This window comes from Nocardia sp. NPDC052112 (assembly GCF_040680135.1).
Taxonomy (GTDB): domain Bacteria; phylum Actinomycetota; class Actinomycetes; order Mycobacteriales; family Mycobacteriaceae; genus Nocardia.
The window spans coordinates 220,542-236,293 of sequence record NZ_JBFAWD010000003.1 but is presented as its reverse complement, the minus strand read 5'-3'; the positions used below and the strand labels follow the sequence as shown (position 1 = coordinate 236,293).

Sequence of the window (15,752 nt, the reverse complement as noted above, 5' to 3'; positions counted from 1 at the left end):
AATGAGTGAGGATTCGTCGCCGCCCGGACCGTTGATCTGGTCGCTACCGGAACCGCCGGGCCGACCGACCACGACGCTGAGCCGGGCGAGCATCCTGCGTGCGGCATTGACGGTGGCCGATGCCGAGGGCGCACGGGCGCTGACCATGCGGCGGATCGCCACGGCGGTCGGTGCGTCCACGCCGATGTCGCTGTACCGCTACGTCGGGAGCAAGGACGGTCTGGTCGACTTGATGATCGACGCCGTCTACGGCGAGATTCCGCTGCCCGCAACGCCTTCGGGCCATTGGCGCACCGCACTCGAAGAGCTTTCACTGGCCACCTGGTCGGTGATCCAGCGCCACCTCTGGTTCGGCGAACTCGTGCATACGCGACCACCGCTCGGGCCGAATGCGCTGCGCTACTTCGACTTCCGCTTCGCCCGCTTGGAGCCACTCGATATCGCGGCCGACGATATGACGCTGATCACCGCCGCCGTCGACGGCCATCTCATCGGCGCCGCGCTGCAACTCGCCGAGGAGAACCGCATGCGGGCCCGCTCCGGACTCCGCACCGACGACGAGTTGGCCGCCGCCGCGCAACCGATGCTGGCCCCGATGCTCGCCGACGGCCGCTATCCGGCCTTCGCGCGCTGGTTCGCCGCACGCACCACCACCGGTGGCGTCGACCCCGTCGAGTGGACGCTGACCAGTCTGCTCGACGGCATCACGGATCGTCTCGGGCTGCCGAAGTAGCCGCTGACTCGGTTCGCGGCATCGACCGGGAGACAGCGCGTATCACGCTCGCCGGTGTGCTCGTTGGTCGGAGCGCGGATCGGTGCATCGACATAATTCGGCATGCGGCCGGTTGCGGTTCGATAACGTCGCATCGGAGTTTCGGCGAGTCTGCGAGCACATCCGACGAACCGAACGGACCGTACCTAGCGGAATATTCGCCAAGTGGTTGCTATGGTCGTCGCGCGTTGATCGGGGCGATCGTGTCTACATGCTGCGTATCAGTCGAGAAGGGATTTCGTGTTGTCGGGGCATGGAGTGGCAACTGCGCTTATGCGTGCGGTTCGACTGGCGACCGTTGTCGCCGCCGTGGTGGCACTGGCTTCCGGCGGCGGTGGCTCCGCGACCGCCGAGCAAAGCACCGGTAGCACCGTCGGTGAGCGGTGGACCGCTATGCACGACGGCCCGCAGGAATACGCCGATGTCCATATCGACTGGGATGTTCCGATTCGCATGAGTGACGGCGTCATACTCAAGGCCAATGTGTATCGGCCCGTCGATGCGGCGCAGCGGGTGGTCGACAAACCATTGCCGACGATCGTGAATCTCACGCCGTACACCAAACTCATGAGCAATCTCGTCGATTCCGCATTCGCTACCCCCGGACTGCGGCCGTTCACCATGGATATGGTCCGGCGCATCAATCTGTCCGGCACGCCGATCAGCGGATTCGGCGAACTGATGCACGCACTCGACGGCGGCATGATCCAGACCGTGCTCGGCATCGACCGCAATCTGATCCGCAGCGGGTACACCCTGGTGGTCGCGGACGTCCGCGGTACCGGCTTCTCCCAGGGCAAATGGAACACCCTCGGTGCGCGTGAACAATTGGACACCCGCGAGGTGATCGACTGGGCGGCCAAGCAGCCGTTTTCCAACGGCAGTGTCGCGATGAGCGGCGGCTCCTATGCGGGCATCAATCAACTACGCGCGGCCGAAAACGCCCCTGCCGCATTGAAAGCCATCTTCCCGGTGGAGGCGGGCAGCGATCTGATGCGTGATGTCGTCGCGCCGGGCGGCGGTGTCGGAACGACCTTCCTGCCGCTGTGGCTGAACAATGTGAACCAGACGAAGCTGATTCCCGACGTGCAGTCGATGCTCAACGGCACCTTCGACTGGAAATGGCTCCAGTCCAGGGTGTCCGATCCGGCAACCAATTCCGATCTACTGGCCCAGGCGCTGCTCACCCCGTCGCTGGACCGGGTGCCGACGACGCTGGCCGCCGCGCTCGACGACGACAGTGACTTCCGGCAGGGGATTCTCGGGCATCCGGACCGAATCACGGTGCCCACCTTCATGTACGGCGGCTGGCACGACATCTTCGCCAATAGCGCGTCCAAGCTCTACAACGTGATCCCACTGCCGGAGGCCAAGAAGCAGTTGCTGATCGGCGATACCTATCATGCGAATCCGGGCGCCGGTACGGGGACGCCCGGAGCGCCGCCGCGGCTGGATGTCCTGCAGCGGGTGTGGTTCGACAAGTGGCTCAAGGGCATCGATAACGGCATCGGCGATTTCGGGCCGATCACGCTGTGGGAGCAGGGCTCGGGTTGGAAGACCTTGGGACAGTTCCCGGAAAACGGTGTCACGCATCGCCGCGTCTATCTGTCCTCGGCGTCGAGCGGTACCGCCGAGCATGCGGTGCACGATGGATCACTGTCCGCGACGAAGCGGAACGACCGCATCGCGCTGCAGGTGGCGCCCGGGGTGACCATGGCGTGCTCACGCGATGCCGCGCAGGGCTCCGCGGGTATCGCCGCGCCATTCGATATCTGCGCCAAGGACTCTCGCGTCGCCGAGGGCAACGGGCTGACCTTCACGAGTGCGCAGGTGCGTGAGCCGACGGTGATCTCCGGGCCGATCAATGTGCACCTCAACGCGGTGCACGATGCGCCGGATGGCTATTGGGACGTTACCGTCAACGATGTCTCGCCCGACGGTACCTCGACCGTATTGACCACCGGACAGCTCACCACGTCGCTGCGCGCGGTGGACGAGGCGAAGAGTACGCGCTCGGCGAGCGGCGATTACACCGCGCCGTACAACCCGATCACCCTGGACAGCCTGCTGCCCGTCGAGCCGGGGAAGCCCGTGACACTGGATATCGCGGTTATCCCGACCCAGGCCGTCCTGCTGCCCGGCCACCGGCTGCGGGTGGATGTATTCGCTGGAAACGCGCCGAAGGCATTGCCTTTCCGGCCGTTGCTCAACAACACCGAGCTCAAACCGCAATACCTGCAGCTCGATCCGGATGCGCCGAGCTTCGTCAACCTGCCGACCAACCTGCCCATCGCTTGACACTCGAAATGCGGGCGAAAGCTTGACGCGGGCGGGATGCGCGAGTTATTCTATTAATGGGAAGCAATACAGCGTGGGTTCTACCTGGCTCAAATACATTGATTCCTATTCTGATTCCGCACTCGACATTCGGCGTGTGCGAGGGTAATTTTGGACGTTGCGCTGGTTGCCTCCTGTCCATCTCACGAACCAATCGTTGTAAACGTCATCGGCTGTGGTGATGTTTCCTTCGTGGTGGGCGAGTTTCGTTCGGGTGTGCGACCGGGGCGGAATTCGTCAGTAGACAAGCGATGTTCGCGCATTGCGTGAGGGGAAGGACGCACCTTGTCAGAATCGAACCGGGCGGTCGTCGGCAACGGCCAGGTAGTCGCGGGTATTCCGGGTGCACCGAAGCGGATTTCCTTCGCCAGGATCCGGGAACCCCTGGAGGTTCCCGGCCTGCTCGACGTGCAAACCGATTCGTTCGCCTGGTTGATCGGCGGTCCGGAATGGGAGGCCCGCGCCGCCGCGCGCGGCGAGGATGGTTCGACGGGCGGACTACAGGAGGTGCTCGAGGAGATTTCACCGATCGAGGACTTCTCCGGGTCGATGTCGTTGTCTTTCTCGGATCCTCGTTTCGAGGAGGTCAAGGCCTCTGTCGACGAGTGCAAAGACAAGGACATGACCTACGCGGCGCCGTTGTTCGTGACCGCCGAGTTCATCAACAACAACACCGGTGAGATCAAGAGCCAGACAGTCTTCATGGGTGATTTCCCGGTGATGACCGATAAGGGCTCGTTCATCATCAACGGCACCGAGCGCGTCGTCGTATCGCAGCTGGTGCGTTCGCCGGGTGTGTATTTCGATCACACGGCCGACAAGAGCACCGAGAAGGATCTGCACGGCGTGCGGGTCATTCCGTCGCGCGGTGCGTGGCTGGAGTTCGATGTCGACAAGCGCGACACCGTCGGTGTGCGCATCGACCGCAAGCGCCGCCAGCCCGTGACGGTCTTTCTCAAGGCGCTCGGCTGGAGTTCCGAGCAGATCACGCAGCGCTTCGGCTTCTCCGAGGTCATGATGTCGACCCTGGAGAAGGACCATACGGTCGGCACCGATGACGCCTTGCTCGATATCTACCGCAAGCTGCGTCCGGGTGAGCCGCCGACCAAGGAGTCCGCGCAAGCGCTCTTGGAGAATCTGTTCTTCAAGGACAAGCGCTACGACCTGGCGCGCGTCGGTCGCTACAAGATGAACAAGAAGCTCGGCATCAGCACCACCACGAACCAGGTGCTGAGCGAGGAGGATCTGCTCGCGATCATCGAGTACCTGGTCCGGCTGCACGCGGGCGAGAAGGCCATGACCGCGCCCGGTGGTGTCGAAGTTCCGGTCGAGGTCGATGACATCGACCACTTCGGCAACCGTCGCCTGCGCACCGTCGGCGAACTGATCCAGAACCAGATCCGGGTCGGCCTCTCGCGTATGGAGCGTGTGGTCCGCGAGCGGATGACCACCCAGGACATCGAGGCCATCACGCCACAGACGCTGATCAATATCCGCCCGGTCACCGCTGCCATCAAGGAGTTCTTCGGGACCTCGCAGCTGTCGGTGTTCATGGACCAGAACAATCCGCTGTCGGGTCTGACCAATAAGCGTCGCCTCTCGGCGCTGGGTCCGGGTGGTCTGTCCCGTGAGCGCGCCAGCCTCGAACTGCGCGATGTACACCACAGTCACTACGGCCGGATGTGCCCGATCGAGACCCCGGAAGGCCCGAATATCGGCCTGATCGGCTACATGTCGGTATACGCGCGGGTCAATCCGTTCGGCTTCATCGAGACGCCGTACCGCAAGGTGGTCGACGGCCGGGTCACCGACGAGGTCGAGTACCTCACCGCGGACGAAGAGGAACGGTATGTGCGTGCGCAGGCCAATTCATCGACCGATGCGGACGGATATCTGGTGGAGGACAAGGTGCTGGCCCGCCGCCTCGGCGAGGAGGTCGAATCCGTCCCGGCCGACGAGGTCGACTACATGGATGTTTCGCCGCGCCAGATGGTTTCGGTCGCGACCGCGATGATTCCGTTCCTCGAGCACGACGACGCCAACCGTGCCCTCATGGGTGCGAACATGCAGCGCCAGGCCGTACCGCTGATCCGTTCCGAATCCCCGATCGTGGGTACCGGTATGGAGCTGCGCGCCGCGGTCGATTCGGGCGATCTGGTCGTCAATGCCAAAGCCGGTGTGGTCGAAGAGGTTTCGGGTGACTTCATTACCGTGATGGCCGATGACGGCACCCGCAAGAGCTACCGGTTGCGCAAGTTCGCGCGCTCGAACCAGGGCAATTGCGTCAACCAGCGTCCGATCGTGGACGAGGGGCAGCGGGTCGAGTCCGGTCAGGTGCTCGCCGATGGTCCGTGCACCGAGGACGGTGAGATGGCGCTCGGTAAGAACCTGCTCGTGGCGATCATGCCGTGGGAAGGCCACAACTACGAGGACGCGATCATCGTGTCGCAGCGCCTCGTGGAGGAGGACGTGCTCACCTCGATCCACATCGAGGAGCACGAAGTCGACGCCCGCGATACAAAACTCGGTGCCGAGGAGATCACGCGGGATATCCCGAACGTGTCCGATGAGGTCCTCGCCGATCTCGACGAGCGCGGCATCATTCGCGTCGGCGCCGAGGTGCGTCATGGCGACATCCTGGTCGGTAAGGTCACCCCGAAGGGTGAGACCGAGCTGACCCCGGAGGAGCGATTGCTGCGCGCGATCTTCGGTGAGAAGGCGCGCGAGGTGCGTGACACCTCCCTCAAGGTTCCGCACGGCCAATCGGGCAAAGTGATTGGTATTCGCGTGTTCTCGCGCGAGGACGACGACGATCTGCCTCCCGGTGTCAACGAGCTGGTCCGGGTGTATGTGGCGCAGAAGCGCAAGATCCAGGACGGCGACAAGCTGGCCGGTCGGCACGGCAACAAGGGTGTTATCGGCAAGATCCTCCCGGCCGAGGACATGCCGTTCCTGCCCGATGGCACGCCGGTGGACATCATCCTGAACACCCACGGTGTGCCGCGTCGTATGAACATCGGCCAGATCTTGGAGACCCACCTCGGGTGGATCGGCAAGGCGGGCTGGAAGATTCAGGGCACACCCGACTGGGCGAATGCGCTGCCCGAGGAGATGCGCGCCGCACCCGCCGACAGCAACCTCGCGACGCCGGTGTTCGACGGTGCCCGTGAGGAAGAGCTCAGCGGGCTGCTCGGCTGCACTCTGCCCAACCGCGACGGCGATGTGATGGTCGGCGCGGATGGCAAGGCGACGTTGTTCGACGGACGTTCCGGTGAGCCCTTCCCGTACCCGGTCGCGGTCGGCTACATGTACATCCTGAAGCTGCATCACCTGGTCGACGACAAGATCCACGCCCGCTCGACCGGCCCGTACTCGATGATCACCCAGCAGCCGCTCGGTGGTAAGGCGCAGTTCGGTGGTCAGCGCTTCGGTGAGATGGAGTGCTGGGCCATGCAGGCCTACGGCGCCGCCTACACCCTGCAGGAACTGCTCACCATCAAATCCGACGATATCGCGGGCCGGGTCAAAGTGTACGAGGCGATTGTCAAGGGCGAGAACATTCCGGAGCCGGGCATTCCGGAGTCGTTCAAGGTGCTGCTGAAGGAGCTCCAGTCGCTGTGCCTCAATGTCGAGGTGCTGTCCGCCGACGGCGCCGCCATCCAAATGGGCGACGCCGACGAGGACGATATCGATCGGGCGGCGGCGAATCTGGGGATCAACCTGTCCCGCAACGAATCCGCCACCGTGGACGATCTACAGCTGTGACATCACCTGGGCCGCAATGAGTTCCAGGTGCGCCAGATCATCGAGATCGAGGATCTGGAGATAGATACGGGACGCGCCGATCTCGGCGTAGCGGGCGATCTTGTCGACGACCTCGGCAGGCGAGCCCGCGAGTCCGTTGGTCTTCAGTTCCTCGACCTCGCGGCCGATGGCGGCGGCCCGGCGCGCCACCTCGGCATCGGAGGCACCGACACAGGCCACCAGGGCATTGGAGTAGATCAGATCGTCCGGGCGGCGACCGCGCGCCTCGGCGGCGGCACGCACCCGGTCGAACTGACGGGCGCTGTCCTCGAATGAGGCAAAGGGCATATTGAATTCGGTCGCGTAAGTGGCGGCCAGGCGCGGGGTACGCGTCGCACCGTGTCCGCCGATCAGCACCGGCACCGGATCCTGCACCGGCTTCGGCAGTGCTGGGGAGTCCGCGATCTGGTAGTGCGCACCCTCGTAGGTGAACGTATCGCCCACCTTCGTCGCCCACAGGCCGGTGATGATCGCCAGCTGCTCCTCGAACCTGGTGAACTTGTCGTCCGGGAACGGGATGCCGTAGGCGGCATGTTCCTCGGCGAACCAGCCACTGCCCAGTCCGAACTCGACCCGGCCGCCGGACATCTGGTCCACCTGGGCGACCTGGATGGCCAGCGGTCCGGGCAGCCGGAAGGTGGCGGCCGTCACCAAGGTGCCGAGCCGGATGCGCTCGGTCTCTCTGGCCAGCCCCGCCAGAGTGAGCCAGGCATCCGTCGGGCCGGGCAGGCCATCGACGCCGCCCATGGCCAGATAGTGGTCGGAGCGGAAGAACGCGTCGAAACCCAGATCCTCGGTGGCTTTGGCGACGGTCAGCAGCGTGTCGTAGCTCGCACCCTGCTGCGGTTCGGTGAAGATGCGTAGTTCCATGCCGACCATGGTGCCCGAGATTGATCTTGTCGGCTGACCGCCGCGACCCGCGCGGTGCTTGCACTGCTCGGCGTCGGTGTGCTCGTCCTCGGCATCGCCGCCCGGCATTCCGGTCCGGAATTCCGGTGTGCGCCCGTGAACTGCGCAGATGCGCAGCTCGACCCATCGGTCGGTAGCTGCGTGCGCGCGCCGCCACATAACGTCCGGTCGTCGAGCGGGAACAGGGGTCACATCGGCCGGGCCATATGGAGGGGAGTTCGGTGGGTACGACTCCTGTTCCCGCCGCTGGGCCGGTATCGCCCATGGGGTCGGCTTGACCGCGACACAGGGCGCGACCTTCGGCAAGAGCGCTGGGCATTCGCGTCGCGCGGATCGACACCGCCGACGCGCCGGGCGAGGGTAGCGGTGCCCCGCGGCGGCCTCGGATCCGCTGGGCGAGGCTCGTGCTCCCGAGCGTGCTGTGCGGTATCCGGGGTGTGGCCTGTGCGGTGTCGCCGTAGATCGATCGTGTCGCCCGGCAGGGCGGGCATGACAAAGTGGCCAAGACTTCGTCCTCGCGGCGTCCTGGTTCGGGCTACCGATAGGGTCGCGGGTGCCCGGCGAGTCACTGGAGGTCACATGGCGGCAGCATCGCGCAGCGATTCGATGACGGGTGGGCTCGATCGGCCGGTTGTCGTTGTGATGGGCGTCTCCGGATGCGGAAAGTCCACGGTCGGTGTGCTGCTTGCCGACACACTGCGGGTCGAATATGCCGAGGGTGACGCTTTCCATCCGGCCTCGAATATCGAGAAGATGGCGGCCGGTGTGCCACTGACGGATGCGGATCGCGCGCCCTGGCTCGATATCGTGGCGGCTTGGCTGGGGGAGCGGCGCGAGCGCGGTGGGGTGGTCAGTTGCTCGGCGCTCAAGCGCAGCTACCGTGATCGGCTGCGGGCGGCCGCACCTGAAGCGTTCTTCGTGCATCTGTCCGCGTCGCGCGCGGAACTGGCCCGCCGAATGGAGACCCGCCGTGGCCATTTCATGCCCGCGACATTGCTGGACTCGCAGCTCGCCGCATTGCAGCCATTGGCCCCGGATGAATGCGGCATCACGGTGGCCGCGACCGAGGATCCCGCCGAACTGGTCCGCGAGGCGGTGACCGCCTGGGAGTCGCGTTGACTCAGGTGTTCGTGCGTCGTCGCACCACCCGGGCCGCCAGCCAGGCCACGCCGAGAATGAGCAGTGGGGTGAGCAGCAGCAGCGGTACCGTCGCCGCACCCGCGAGCGGATGCAGCCAGCCCGCGATGGTGTCGCATATCGCGTCGATCAGGGCACGAGCCAACTCTGCTACTGGCGAGTGCTCGTCCGGTCCGGTGCTGGCGTGGTCCGGCCATCGATTCACGGCCAACACCCTACGACATCGGATCGGTATTTCCGGTAGTTCCTCGGCCGGACACTCAGCAATCTCACAGCTGCGGTAGTGGCATCGTGGGGGTATGACGAATCGCCGGCCACCGATATGGGGCGTCGCGGCACTGACCGCGGCGGTCGTCGGCATAACCGGCAGCGTGCTCGGGCACGGTGGCATCACTGCGATCGATCAGCCGGGGACCGATTGGGTGGTCCAGCGGCGTACCGGCCTGGTGACGCCGGTCGCGATCGGCGTCAGCAACTTGGGCGGCACGCTTGCGATGACCGCGCTGGCGGTGGTCCTGTGTCTCGTGCTGGTCTGGCGTCGGAGATGGCCGGAGGCAGTGCTGGCCGGTGTCGCCAGCGCGGGCGCGGGGGTGCTCGTCGTGGTCGGCAAACATATCGTCGGGCGAACTCGTCCGCCCCCGGCAGACCACCTCGTCACCGTGACCAATCAGGCATTTCCTTCCGGACACAGTCTCGGATCGATGGTAGTGATCGGACTCCTCGCCGTGCTGATGCTTGCCCGATTGCACGGCCCTGCCGCCCGCCGCGTCGCCGTGACCGCGGCGGCGGTATTCATTGTGGCCGTTGGTCTTTCCCGCTGGTATCTGGGCGTGCACTGGCCGACCGACGTGCTCGGCGGCTGGTGTATCGGCGCGCTGTGGCTCGCATTGTGTCTGGCGGCGTACCGAAGCTATCTGGTCGGCAGGGCCGGTGTGGTGCAGGTGCCGCCGGAGACATCGGGAATGCAGACCCCCGCGGCCTCGGACAGCAGCAGTGCCCCGCCGACCAGCGCCGCCACCGCGATCGCGCCGAAGACGAATACCCACAGCAGCGCGGGGACGTGAGTGAGCCGCGCGAGCTGATCGGCATCGGAGTCCGCGCCCTGCGGCATATTCCAGCGGCGGACCCGCCCGCGCTGCAATTCGATTACCGGCCGGGTGCCGGCGAGCAGGAGGAACCACGCGCCGAGATATGCGAAACCGGCTTGCACCGTATCGGTTCCGAACCAGGACACGGCGAAGACGATGGCGCCCAAGCCGAATACCGTCAGCAGTCCGTAGAAGTTGCGCACCTTGATCAGGACGGCGGCGAGCAGGGCGATCGCGGTCCAGAGCATGAGGGTGATCCGGTTGGCGCCGAGCAGTGCGGCGAAGCCGAGACCGAGCAGCGGTGGCGATGGATAGCCTGCCATCGCGGTCAGAATCATGCCGAGGCCGTAGGGCTTTCCGCTCGATACGGTCAGGCCGGAGGTGTCGGAGTGCAGTGTGATGCTATTGAGTCTGCGGCCGGTGAGCAGCGCGGTGAGCGCATGGCCGCCCTCGTGCGCGATGGTGACCACATTGCGGGTGATCCGCCACAGCGGGCCGTATCCGATCATTATCAGGGCCGCGGCTGCGGTCGCGAGGACCAGCCACCACGGCGGTGCGGCCTGGGTTGTGGTGAGCCGGTCCGCGATGGAGGCGCCGCGCTCGACGAATTCCGCTGTTTGCACCGCCGCACCTTAACCGGCCGCGGCGAGCTTCGCCGAGTCGTCGCGAGCCGGTCAGGTGCCGACGAACTCGCCGAGATCCGCCGATCTGCGGGCGGCATCGAGCAAACGCAGGGTCGTCACGGCGTCGCGCGGATCGACCGGAACGGGTGCGCCGTCCAGTAGTGCGGCGGCCATGCCGTCGTAGAACGCGGGGTAGTCGCCCGCGATCGTGGGGACCGGTTCGACGGTGGGTTCCGCGCCGAGCAGACCCCACCGCTCGGGCTCGACGGCCCCCCAGGGGCCGGCACCGGGGCGCTGACCCGACCGCAGCGCCTGCTCCTGTGGATCCAATCCGTAAGTGACGTAACCGGCGTCGGCGCCGAGCACCCGGAATCGCGGCCCCAGCTGCGGTGTTACCGCGCTCATCCAGAGCTGCGATCTGACGCCCGAGGTGTGGGTGAGCGCGACGAAGGCATCATCATCGGTCTGGATATTCGGCCGTCGCCGGTCCAGTTCGCCGTACACCGTGCGCACCGGACCGAACAGCGTCACCGCCTGATCGATCAGGTGACTGCCGAGATCGAACAGCAATCCGGCGCCCTCCTCAGCGGAACCTACCTCGCGCCAGCCGCCCTTCGGCACCGGCCGCCACCGCTCGAACCGGGATTCGAAACGGCGCACTTCGCCGAGCCGCCCGTCCGCGATCAGCTGCCGCACCGTCAGGAAATCGCCGTCCCAGCGTCGATTCTGGAATACCGACAGCACCAATCCGGTGCGCTCGGCCCGCGCGATCAGCTCTTCGCCCTCGGCCACGCTCACCGCGAACGGCTTGTCGACAACCACCGGCAACCCGGCGTCCAAAGCCAGCCGCGCCAGCGGCGCATGCGTCGCGTTCGGGGTCGCGATGACTACGAGATCGACACCAGCCGGTTCGGCGAACAGTTCCGCCGCACTCGCGAGCACTCGCGCCCCGGGATACGCGCGTCGCGCCTGCTCCGCTCGCTCTGCCGACCCCGTGACCACCGCCGCCACCCGCATCCTCGGCTGCGCGGCGATCAGCGGCGCATGGAACACCGACCCGGCCAATCCGTACCCGACTATGGCGACCTGCAGGATGCTCATCGTTGCGACGCTACCTGGTCGCGATGGACCGCTTGACTTGTTGTTGCGACAACAGATACTGTTGTCGCAACAACAACGAGGACCACGGGAGCGTTCCGATGTATGTGATCCATGAAGAAGCCGTAATCTCCGGCGAGATCGAGGAGATCTGGCGCGTCGCTACCGATGTGGCCAACTGGCCGTCCTGGGATCCACACGAGGAGAAGGCTCGGATCGACGGTCCGTTCGCGCCGGGAACCACCGGCTGGGTGAAACCCAAAGGCGCACCGGCTGGTCCGTTCATCGTCACCGCCGTCGATTCGGGACGTTCGTGGACCAGTGAGGCTGGGATTCCGTTCGGCAAGATCCGCGGTCACTACACCTACGAACCGCTCGGCGACGACACCGTGCGTGTCGCGAAGCGGATGGAGGTGCACGGCCCGTTCCGGCCGATCTTCCGGCTGATCTGGGAGCGCGGCATTCGCGCCGATATGCAACTGACCATCGCGGCACTGGAACTCGAAGCGCGACGACTGGGGGTCCAACGTGGCTGAACCGCAAGGCCCGCTGATGAGTCCGGGCTTCTGGCTGCACCACGCCGCGTTGGAATGGCGCGCGACCGTCGAACGCAACCTCCGCCCCTTGGGTCTCACCCTTACTCAATTCAATCTGCTGGCCTCGGCCGGCTGGCTCGGCAGACAGGGTGAACCACCGACGCAACAGCAGGTGGTCGATATGGCGGGCGCCGACCGCATGATGGGCTCTCGCGTAATCCGTGTCCTGGAAGACCGCGCCCTCCTCGCCCGCCGCCCGGACCCCGACGACGCCCGAATCCTGCGCATCGAAGTCAGCTCCGAAGGCCGCGCCCTCGCCCGCCGTGCCATCCGCATCGTCGTGGACACCGACGAACAAATCTTCGGCCCCGACAGCGAAGCCCTCCGCGACCGCCTCAAATCGATCGCGGCGCAACGTATTGCGCATTGACGGCGGGAGATGATGTGGCAATTGAGCGGAGACTCGCGAGCAATATCGTGAAGGTGAGTACCCACGCACCCACCGCGACTACCAGCAGCAGCTCGCCGAGCGTGCGCAGTGCGGGCAGGTCGGTGGCCGCACCGGTGGCCAGCGTCGCGACGGCGGTCATGCCGAGCGGGAAAACCGTGGCCCAGCGCCGGATGTCGTACTCGGGCCGTGGGCGGATCACCTCGGCGAGCAGCAAAATCACGTAGCCGAACAGGTTGAGACCGAGGACGAGCAGCGCAACCACCTCCAGCAGTCGATGCGGGGTGCCGGTCCACTGGTGTGCGCCAACGAGTTCGGCGGCCGCCGACGTCGAACTCGCCAGCGCACCGGTGGCGACCCATTGGTCGCCCGCTCCGATCCATACCTGCCGGATATCGAAATGTGTGAAGGCCGCGATATAGAGCAGCATTCCCACGCAGAACAACGCCGACGCCACCCAGGCGAGCCAATCGCCGATACCGGCCAGCGCCAGCGTCCCCGACAGCACCGCGAGACCCTGCGTAGAAACACAAACCAGGAATGCTGCGCCCGGCATCCGCTGATTCCGATGCCGCAGCACCGCGAGCAATAATCCGGGCCATACCGCCGCGGCCAGTGCCAGTAATGTGCAAGCCGCTATTTGCCAGCCCGACAGCGACAATCGCGTGCCGAGCACCGTCGTCGCCGCGACCCCGGTCAATGCGGGCGAGGTATCGGCCTCGCCCTCCCATTGCGAACGATGCCATAGCAGCCGCGTTCCGAAGTCTATCGCGAGTAGCAGCCAGACCGCCGTCGCGAGCGCGAATATCAGCCAGGAGACGATCTCGAATCCGGTGCGATACAGACCTACCGACACGATTCCGGTCGCCATGACAAATGACCCCGCCACCGGCGGTAGCTCTTGCCGCCATCGCTGTGCCATCCGGATATTTCATCTCGAGTAGCGATCATGGTCAAGCAACTCGACGGCAAGCGATTTCGGCGAGGCGGCCGCGGAATGCGGCGCAATTGGGTTTTGATGGAGCTGGATAGTCGTGCACACCGTCCGAAGGCAGGTGGCAGGATCTATGACCGAACCGGAAGCGCTGCTATTGCGGACCGGCAAATTCTTCCATCGCGAGCGGCTATCGCCCGACTTGCCCACCCGGCAATACATCGGCGGCCATGACGGTGACACCTTCAACCGCGACCGCTGGAACCGCAACGAGGTCGCGTACCCGACATGCGGAGTGAACTGCACGAGGCCCTGTCGCTGGAAGGTCTATGTCAAGGACGGGGTCATCACCTGGGAGACGCGGGCGACCGACCATCCATCGGTCGACGCGGACCGGACTGAATGCGAGCCGCGCGGTTGCGCACGCGGTGCCGCATTCTCCTGGTACACCTATTCGCCGACTCGGATCCGCTATCCCTATTCGCGGCGTGCTGTTGCGAATGTATCGGGAAGCTAAGCGTCGCACCGGCGATCCGGTCATCGCATGGGCCGAAATACAAACTGATCCGATACTGCGTCGGGAATATCAGCAAGCTTGGGGCAAAGATGGTCTGGTCCGTGCTGATTGGGATGAGTTCGTCGAAATCATCGCCGCCGCCCACGTGCACACCATCAAAACGTATGAACCGGACCGCATCGCGGGTTACTCGCCGATTCCGGCGATGTCGATGGTTTCGCATGCGGTGGGCGCGCGCTTCATGGGACTGATCGGTGCGCCGATGTTCTGGTTCTGTGACTGGTATGCCGATTTACCGATCGCGTCGCCGCAGGTCTTCGGCGATCGGACCGATGTACCCGAATCAGGGGACTGTTGGGATGCCGCATATCTCATCATGTGGGGCTCCAATGTACCGATTACCCGTATTCCCGACGCGCACAGGATGGCCGGGGCACGCTATCGTGGACAGAAGGTGGTGGTGGTCGCGCCCGACTACGCCGAGAAGGCGAAATTCGCGGATGAATCGACCACGACTGGATGCACGAATTCGGCGAGGCACTGCCGGTATACCGGCCGCCGTTGGATATGCACCGACTCTTCGGCGAACCGTCGCTGGCACCGGACGGTGCACAAGAGGTGACCGTGCGCTACCTGACCCCGCACAACAAGTGGTCTATCCACTCCGAATGCCAGGACAACCTGTTCATGCTCTCGCTATCGTGTCGCGGACAGGTCATCTGGATATCGCCGCAGGATGCCGCCGTGATCGGCGTCGCCGACAACGACTGGATCGAAGCGGTGAACCGCAATGGGTGGTGGCGGCGCGGGCGATAATATCGCACCGGATGCCGGTCGGCGCGCAGGACTGGGCTGCTGTCCGCGAATATGGGCATGCGCACGGCCGCATCGGAGCGGTAAGGTCCGATGGATGGTGCCTGTCTCCCATCTGGCCGCCTTCGCCGTGGCGGCGCTGATCATCATCGTGATTCCCGGCCCGAATGTCCTTTTCGCGATCGGGCGGGCCTTGGCGCACGGGCGTCGCACGGCATTGCTTTCGGTGTTGGGGGCGACGGCGGGGTCGGCGGTTCCGCTGATGGCCGTCGCACTGGGGTTGGGTGTGGTGCTGGCGGCGTCGGCCGCGCTGCTGACCATCGTCAAGGTGGTGGGCGCGGGTTATCTGATCTACCTGGGTGTCATGGCGATTCGCGAGCGCAAGAGTCTCGCGGGCGCGCTGCGTTCGCAGGCTCCGGATGCGAATCCGCGGCGTATGTTCCGGCAAGGTGTGCTGGTCGGTGCGACGAATCCGAAGACCATCGTGTTCTTCGCCGCCGTCCTACCGCAGTTCACCGAGCCATCGGCCGGTGCCCTGCCACTACAGTTGCTGACGCTCGGGGCGGTCGGGCTCGGCATCCAAATACTCTCCGACGGAACCTGGGCCATGATCGCGGGTACCGCGCGCGCCTGGTTCGTCCGCTCACCGCGTCGCCTCGAATCCGTCGGCACCACCGGCGGATTGATGATCATCGGCGTTGGTGCGAGCGTGGCGCTCAGCGGTGCCAACTGAGGA

Annotated in this window: 13 protein-coding genes and 2 pseudogenes; 10 read left to right on the top strand and 5 right to left on the bottom strand. The window is 65.2% G+C overall.

The window, feature by feature from the left end; all coding sequences use genetic code 11:
* The first annotated feature begins 1 nt into the window (after window position 1).
* The 3 genes from AB0L58_RS07110 (at window position 2) to AB0L58_RS07100 (ending at window position 6,874) form a co-directional block, all read left to right on the top strand.
* Window positions 2-733: a TetR/AcrR family transcriptional regulator gene (locus AB0L58_RS07110; protein ID WP_364382453.1), complete on the top strand. Its 732-nt coding sequence runs from the start codon at window positions 2-4 to the stop codon at window positions 731-733.
* Between the two features lie 297 nt (window positions 734-1,030).
* Window positions 1,031-3,070 carry a CocE/NonD family hydrolase gene (locus tag AB0L58_RS07105; RefSeq protein ID WP_364382450.1) on the top strand — a complete coding sequence of 680 codons (2,040 nt, stop codon included), beginning with the start codon at window positions 1,031-1,033 and terminating at the stop codon, window positions 3,068-3,070.
* A 324-nt stretch (window positions 3,071-3,394) separates the two neighbouring features.
* Window positions 3,395-6,874: a DNA-directed RNA polymerase subunit beta gene (locus tag AB0L58_RS07100; protein ID WP_364382447.1), complete on the top strand. Its 3,480-nt coding sequence runs from the start codon at window positions 3,395-3,397 to the stop codon at window positions 6,872-6,874.
* Here AB0L58_RS07100 and AB0L58_RS07095 read toward each other — a convergent pair.
* Window positions 6,863-7,783: an LLM class F420-dependent oxidoreductase gene (locus tag AB0L58_RS07095; protein ID WP_364383192.1), complete on the bottom strand. Its 921-nt coding sequence runs from the start codon at window positions 7,781-7,783 to the stop codon at window positions 6,863-6,865. The genes AB0L58_RS07100 and AB0L58_RS07095 overlap by 12 nt on opposite strands.
* 618 nt (window positions 7,784-8,401) lie before the next feature.
* On the opposite strand from AB0L58_RS07095, the gene AB0L58_RS07090 reads away from it, so the two are divergent.
* Window positions 8,402-8,941, top strand: coding sequence for a gluconokinase (locus tag AB0L58_RS07090; RefSeq protein ID WP_364382445.1), 540 nt, complete (start codon window positions 8,402-8,404; stop codon window positions 8,939-8,941).
* 1 nt (window position 8,942) lies between these two features.
* On the opposite strand, the gene AB0L58_RS07085 is transcribed toward AB0L58_RS07090, so the two are convergent.
* Window positions 8,943-9,164 (bottom strand): hypothetical protein, encoded by a 222-nt coding sequence (locus AB0L58_RS07085; RefSeq protein ID WP_364382442.1) that lies wholly within the window; start codon window positions 9,162-9,164, stop codon window positions 8,943-8,945.
* 94 nt (window positions 9,165-9,258) lie between these two features.
* On the opposite strand from AB0L58_RS07085, the pseudogene AB0L58_RS07080 reads away from it, so the two are divergent.
* Window positions 9,259-9,849: pseudogene (locus tag AB0L58_RS07080) on the top strand (phosphatase PAP2 family protein); the annotation flags it as partial.
* Window positions 9,850-9,869: 20 nt separating this feature from the next.
* Here AB0L58_RS07080 and AB0L58_RS07075 read toward each other — a convergent pair.
* Together AB0L58_RS07075 and AB0L58_RS07070 are read right to left on the bottom strand one after the other, a co-directional pair.
* A complete protein-coding gene (locus tag AB0L58_RS07075) occupies window positions 9,870-10,670 on the bottom strand; it encodes a M50 family metallopeptidase (RefSeq protein ID WP_364382439.1) in 801 nt (266 codons plus the stop codon).
* 51 nt (window positions 10,671-10,721) lie between these two features.
* The gene (locus AB0L58_RS07070) at window positions 10,722-11,771 is read right to left on the bottom strand and encodes a Gfo/Idh/MocA family oxidoreductase (protein WP_364382437.1); all 1,050 of its coding nucleotides are present in this window, start codon (window positions 11,769-11,771) and stop codon (window positions 10,722-10,724) included.
* A gap of 98 nt (window positions 11,772-11,869) precedes the next feature.
* Between AB0L58_RS07070 and AB0L58_RS07065 the strand changes: the two genes are divergently transcribed.
* Both AB0L58_RS07065 and AB0L58_RS07060 read left to right on the top strand, forming a co-directional pair.
* The gene (locus AB0L58_RS07065) at window positions 11,870-12,304 is read left to right on the top strand and encodes an SRPBCC family protein (RefSeq protein ID WP_364382434.1); all 435 of its coding nucleotides are present in this window, start codon (window positions 11,870-11,872) and stop codon (window positions 12,302-12,304) included.
* Window positions 12,297-12,734: a MarR family transcriptional regulator gene (locus AB0L58_RS07060; protein WP_364382431.1), complete on the top strand. Its 438-nt coding sequence runs from the start codon at window positions 12,297-12,299 to the stop codon at window positions 12,732-12,734. The genes AB0L58_RS07065 and AB0L58_RS07060 overlap by 8 nt, the downstream gene beginning before the upstream one ends.
* Here AB0L58_RS07060 and AB0L58_RS07055 read toward each other — a convergent pair.
* Window positions 12,700-13,674 (bottom strand): tellurite resistance/C4-dicarboxylate transporter family protein, encoded by a 975-nt coding sequence (locus tag AB0L58_RS07055; protein ID WP_364382428.1) that lies wholly within the window; start codon window positions 13,672-13,674, stop codon window positions 12,700-12,702. The two genes, AB0L58_RS07060 and AB0L58_RS07055, sit on opposite strands and share 35 nt — an antisense overlap.
* Window positions 13,675-13,819: 145 nt before the next feature.
* Here AB0L58_RS07055 and AB0L58_RS07050 point away from each other — a divergent pair.
* The 3 genes and pseudogenes from AB0L58_RS07050 to AB0L58_RS07040 form a co-directional block, all read left to right on the top strand.
* Window positions 13,820-14,708: pseudogene (locus tag AB0L58_RS07050) on the top strand (molybdopterin-dependent oxidoreductase); the annotation flags it as partial.
* 113 nt (window positions 14,709-14,821) lie between these two features.
* Entirely contained in the window at window positions 14,822-15,019 is a 198-nt protein-coding gene (locus tag AB0L58_RS07045; RefSeq protein WP_364382425.1) for a molybdopterin dinucleotide binding domain-containing protein, read from the top strand.
* 94 nt (window positions 15,020-15,113) lie between these two features.
* The gene (locus AB0L58_RS07040) at window positions 15,114-15,749 is read left to right on the top strand and encodes a LysE family translocator (protein ID WP_364382422.1); all 636 of its coding nucleotides are present in this window, start codon (window positions 15,114-15,116) and stop codon (window positions 15,747-15,749) included.
* The last annotated feature ends 3 nt before the right edge of the window (window positions 15,750-15,752 follow it).

Excerpts from the sequence above, each read along its gene's own strand:
- AB0L58_RS07110 (WP_364382453.1), top strand. The coding sequence starts at position 2 with ATGAGTGAGGATTCGTCGCCGCCCGGACCGTTGATCTGGTCGCTACCG.
- AB0L58_RS07095 (WP_364383192.1), bottom strand. The coding sequence starts at position 7,783 with ATGGAACTACGCATCTTCACCGAACCGCAGCAGGGTGCGAGCTACGAC.
- AB0L58_RS07090 (WP_364382445.1), top strand. The coding sequence starts at position 8,402 with ATGGCGGCAGCATCGCGCAGCGATTCGATGACGGGTGGGCTCGATCGG.
- AB0L58_RS07070 (WP_364382437.1), bottom strand. The coding sequence starts at position 11,771 with ATGAGCATCCTGCAGGTCGCCATAGTCGGGTACGGATTGGCCGGGTCG.
- AB0L58_RS07065 (WP_364382434.1), top strand. The coding sequence starts at position 11,870 with ATGTATGTGATCCATGAAGAAGCCGTAATCTCCGGCGAGATCGAGGAG.
- AB0L58_RS07055 (WP_364382428.1), bottom strand. The coding sequence starts at position 13,674 with ATGGCACAGCGATGGCGGCAAGAGCTACCGCCGGTGGCGGGGTCATTT.
- AB0L58_RS07040 (WP_364382422.1), top strand. The coding sequence starts at position 15,114 with ATGGTGCCTGTCTCCCATCTGGCCGCCTTCGCCGTGGCGGCGCTGATC.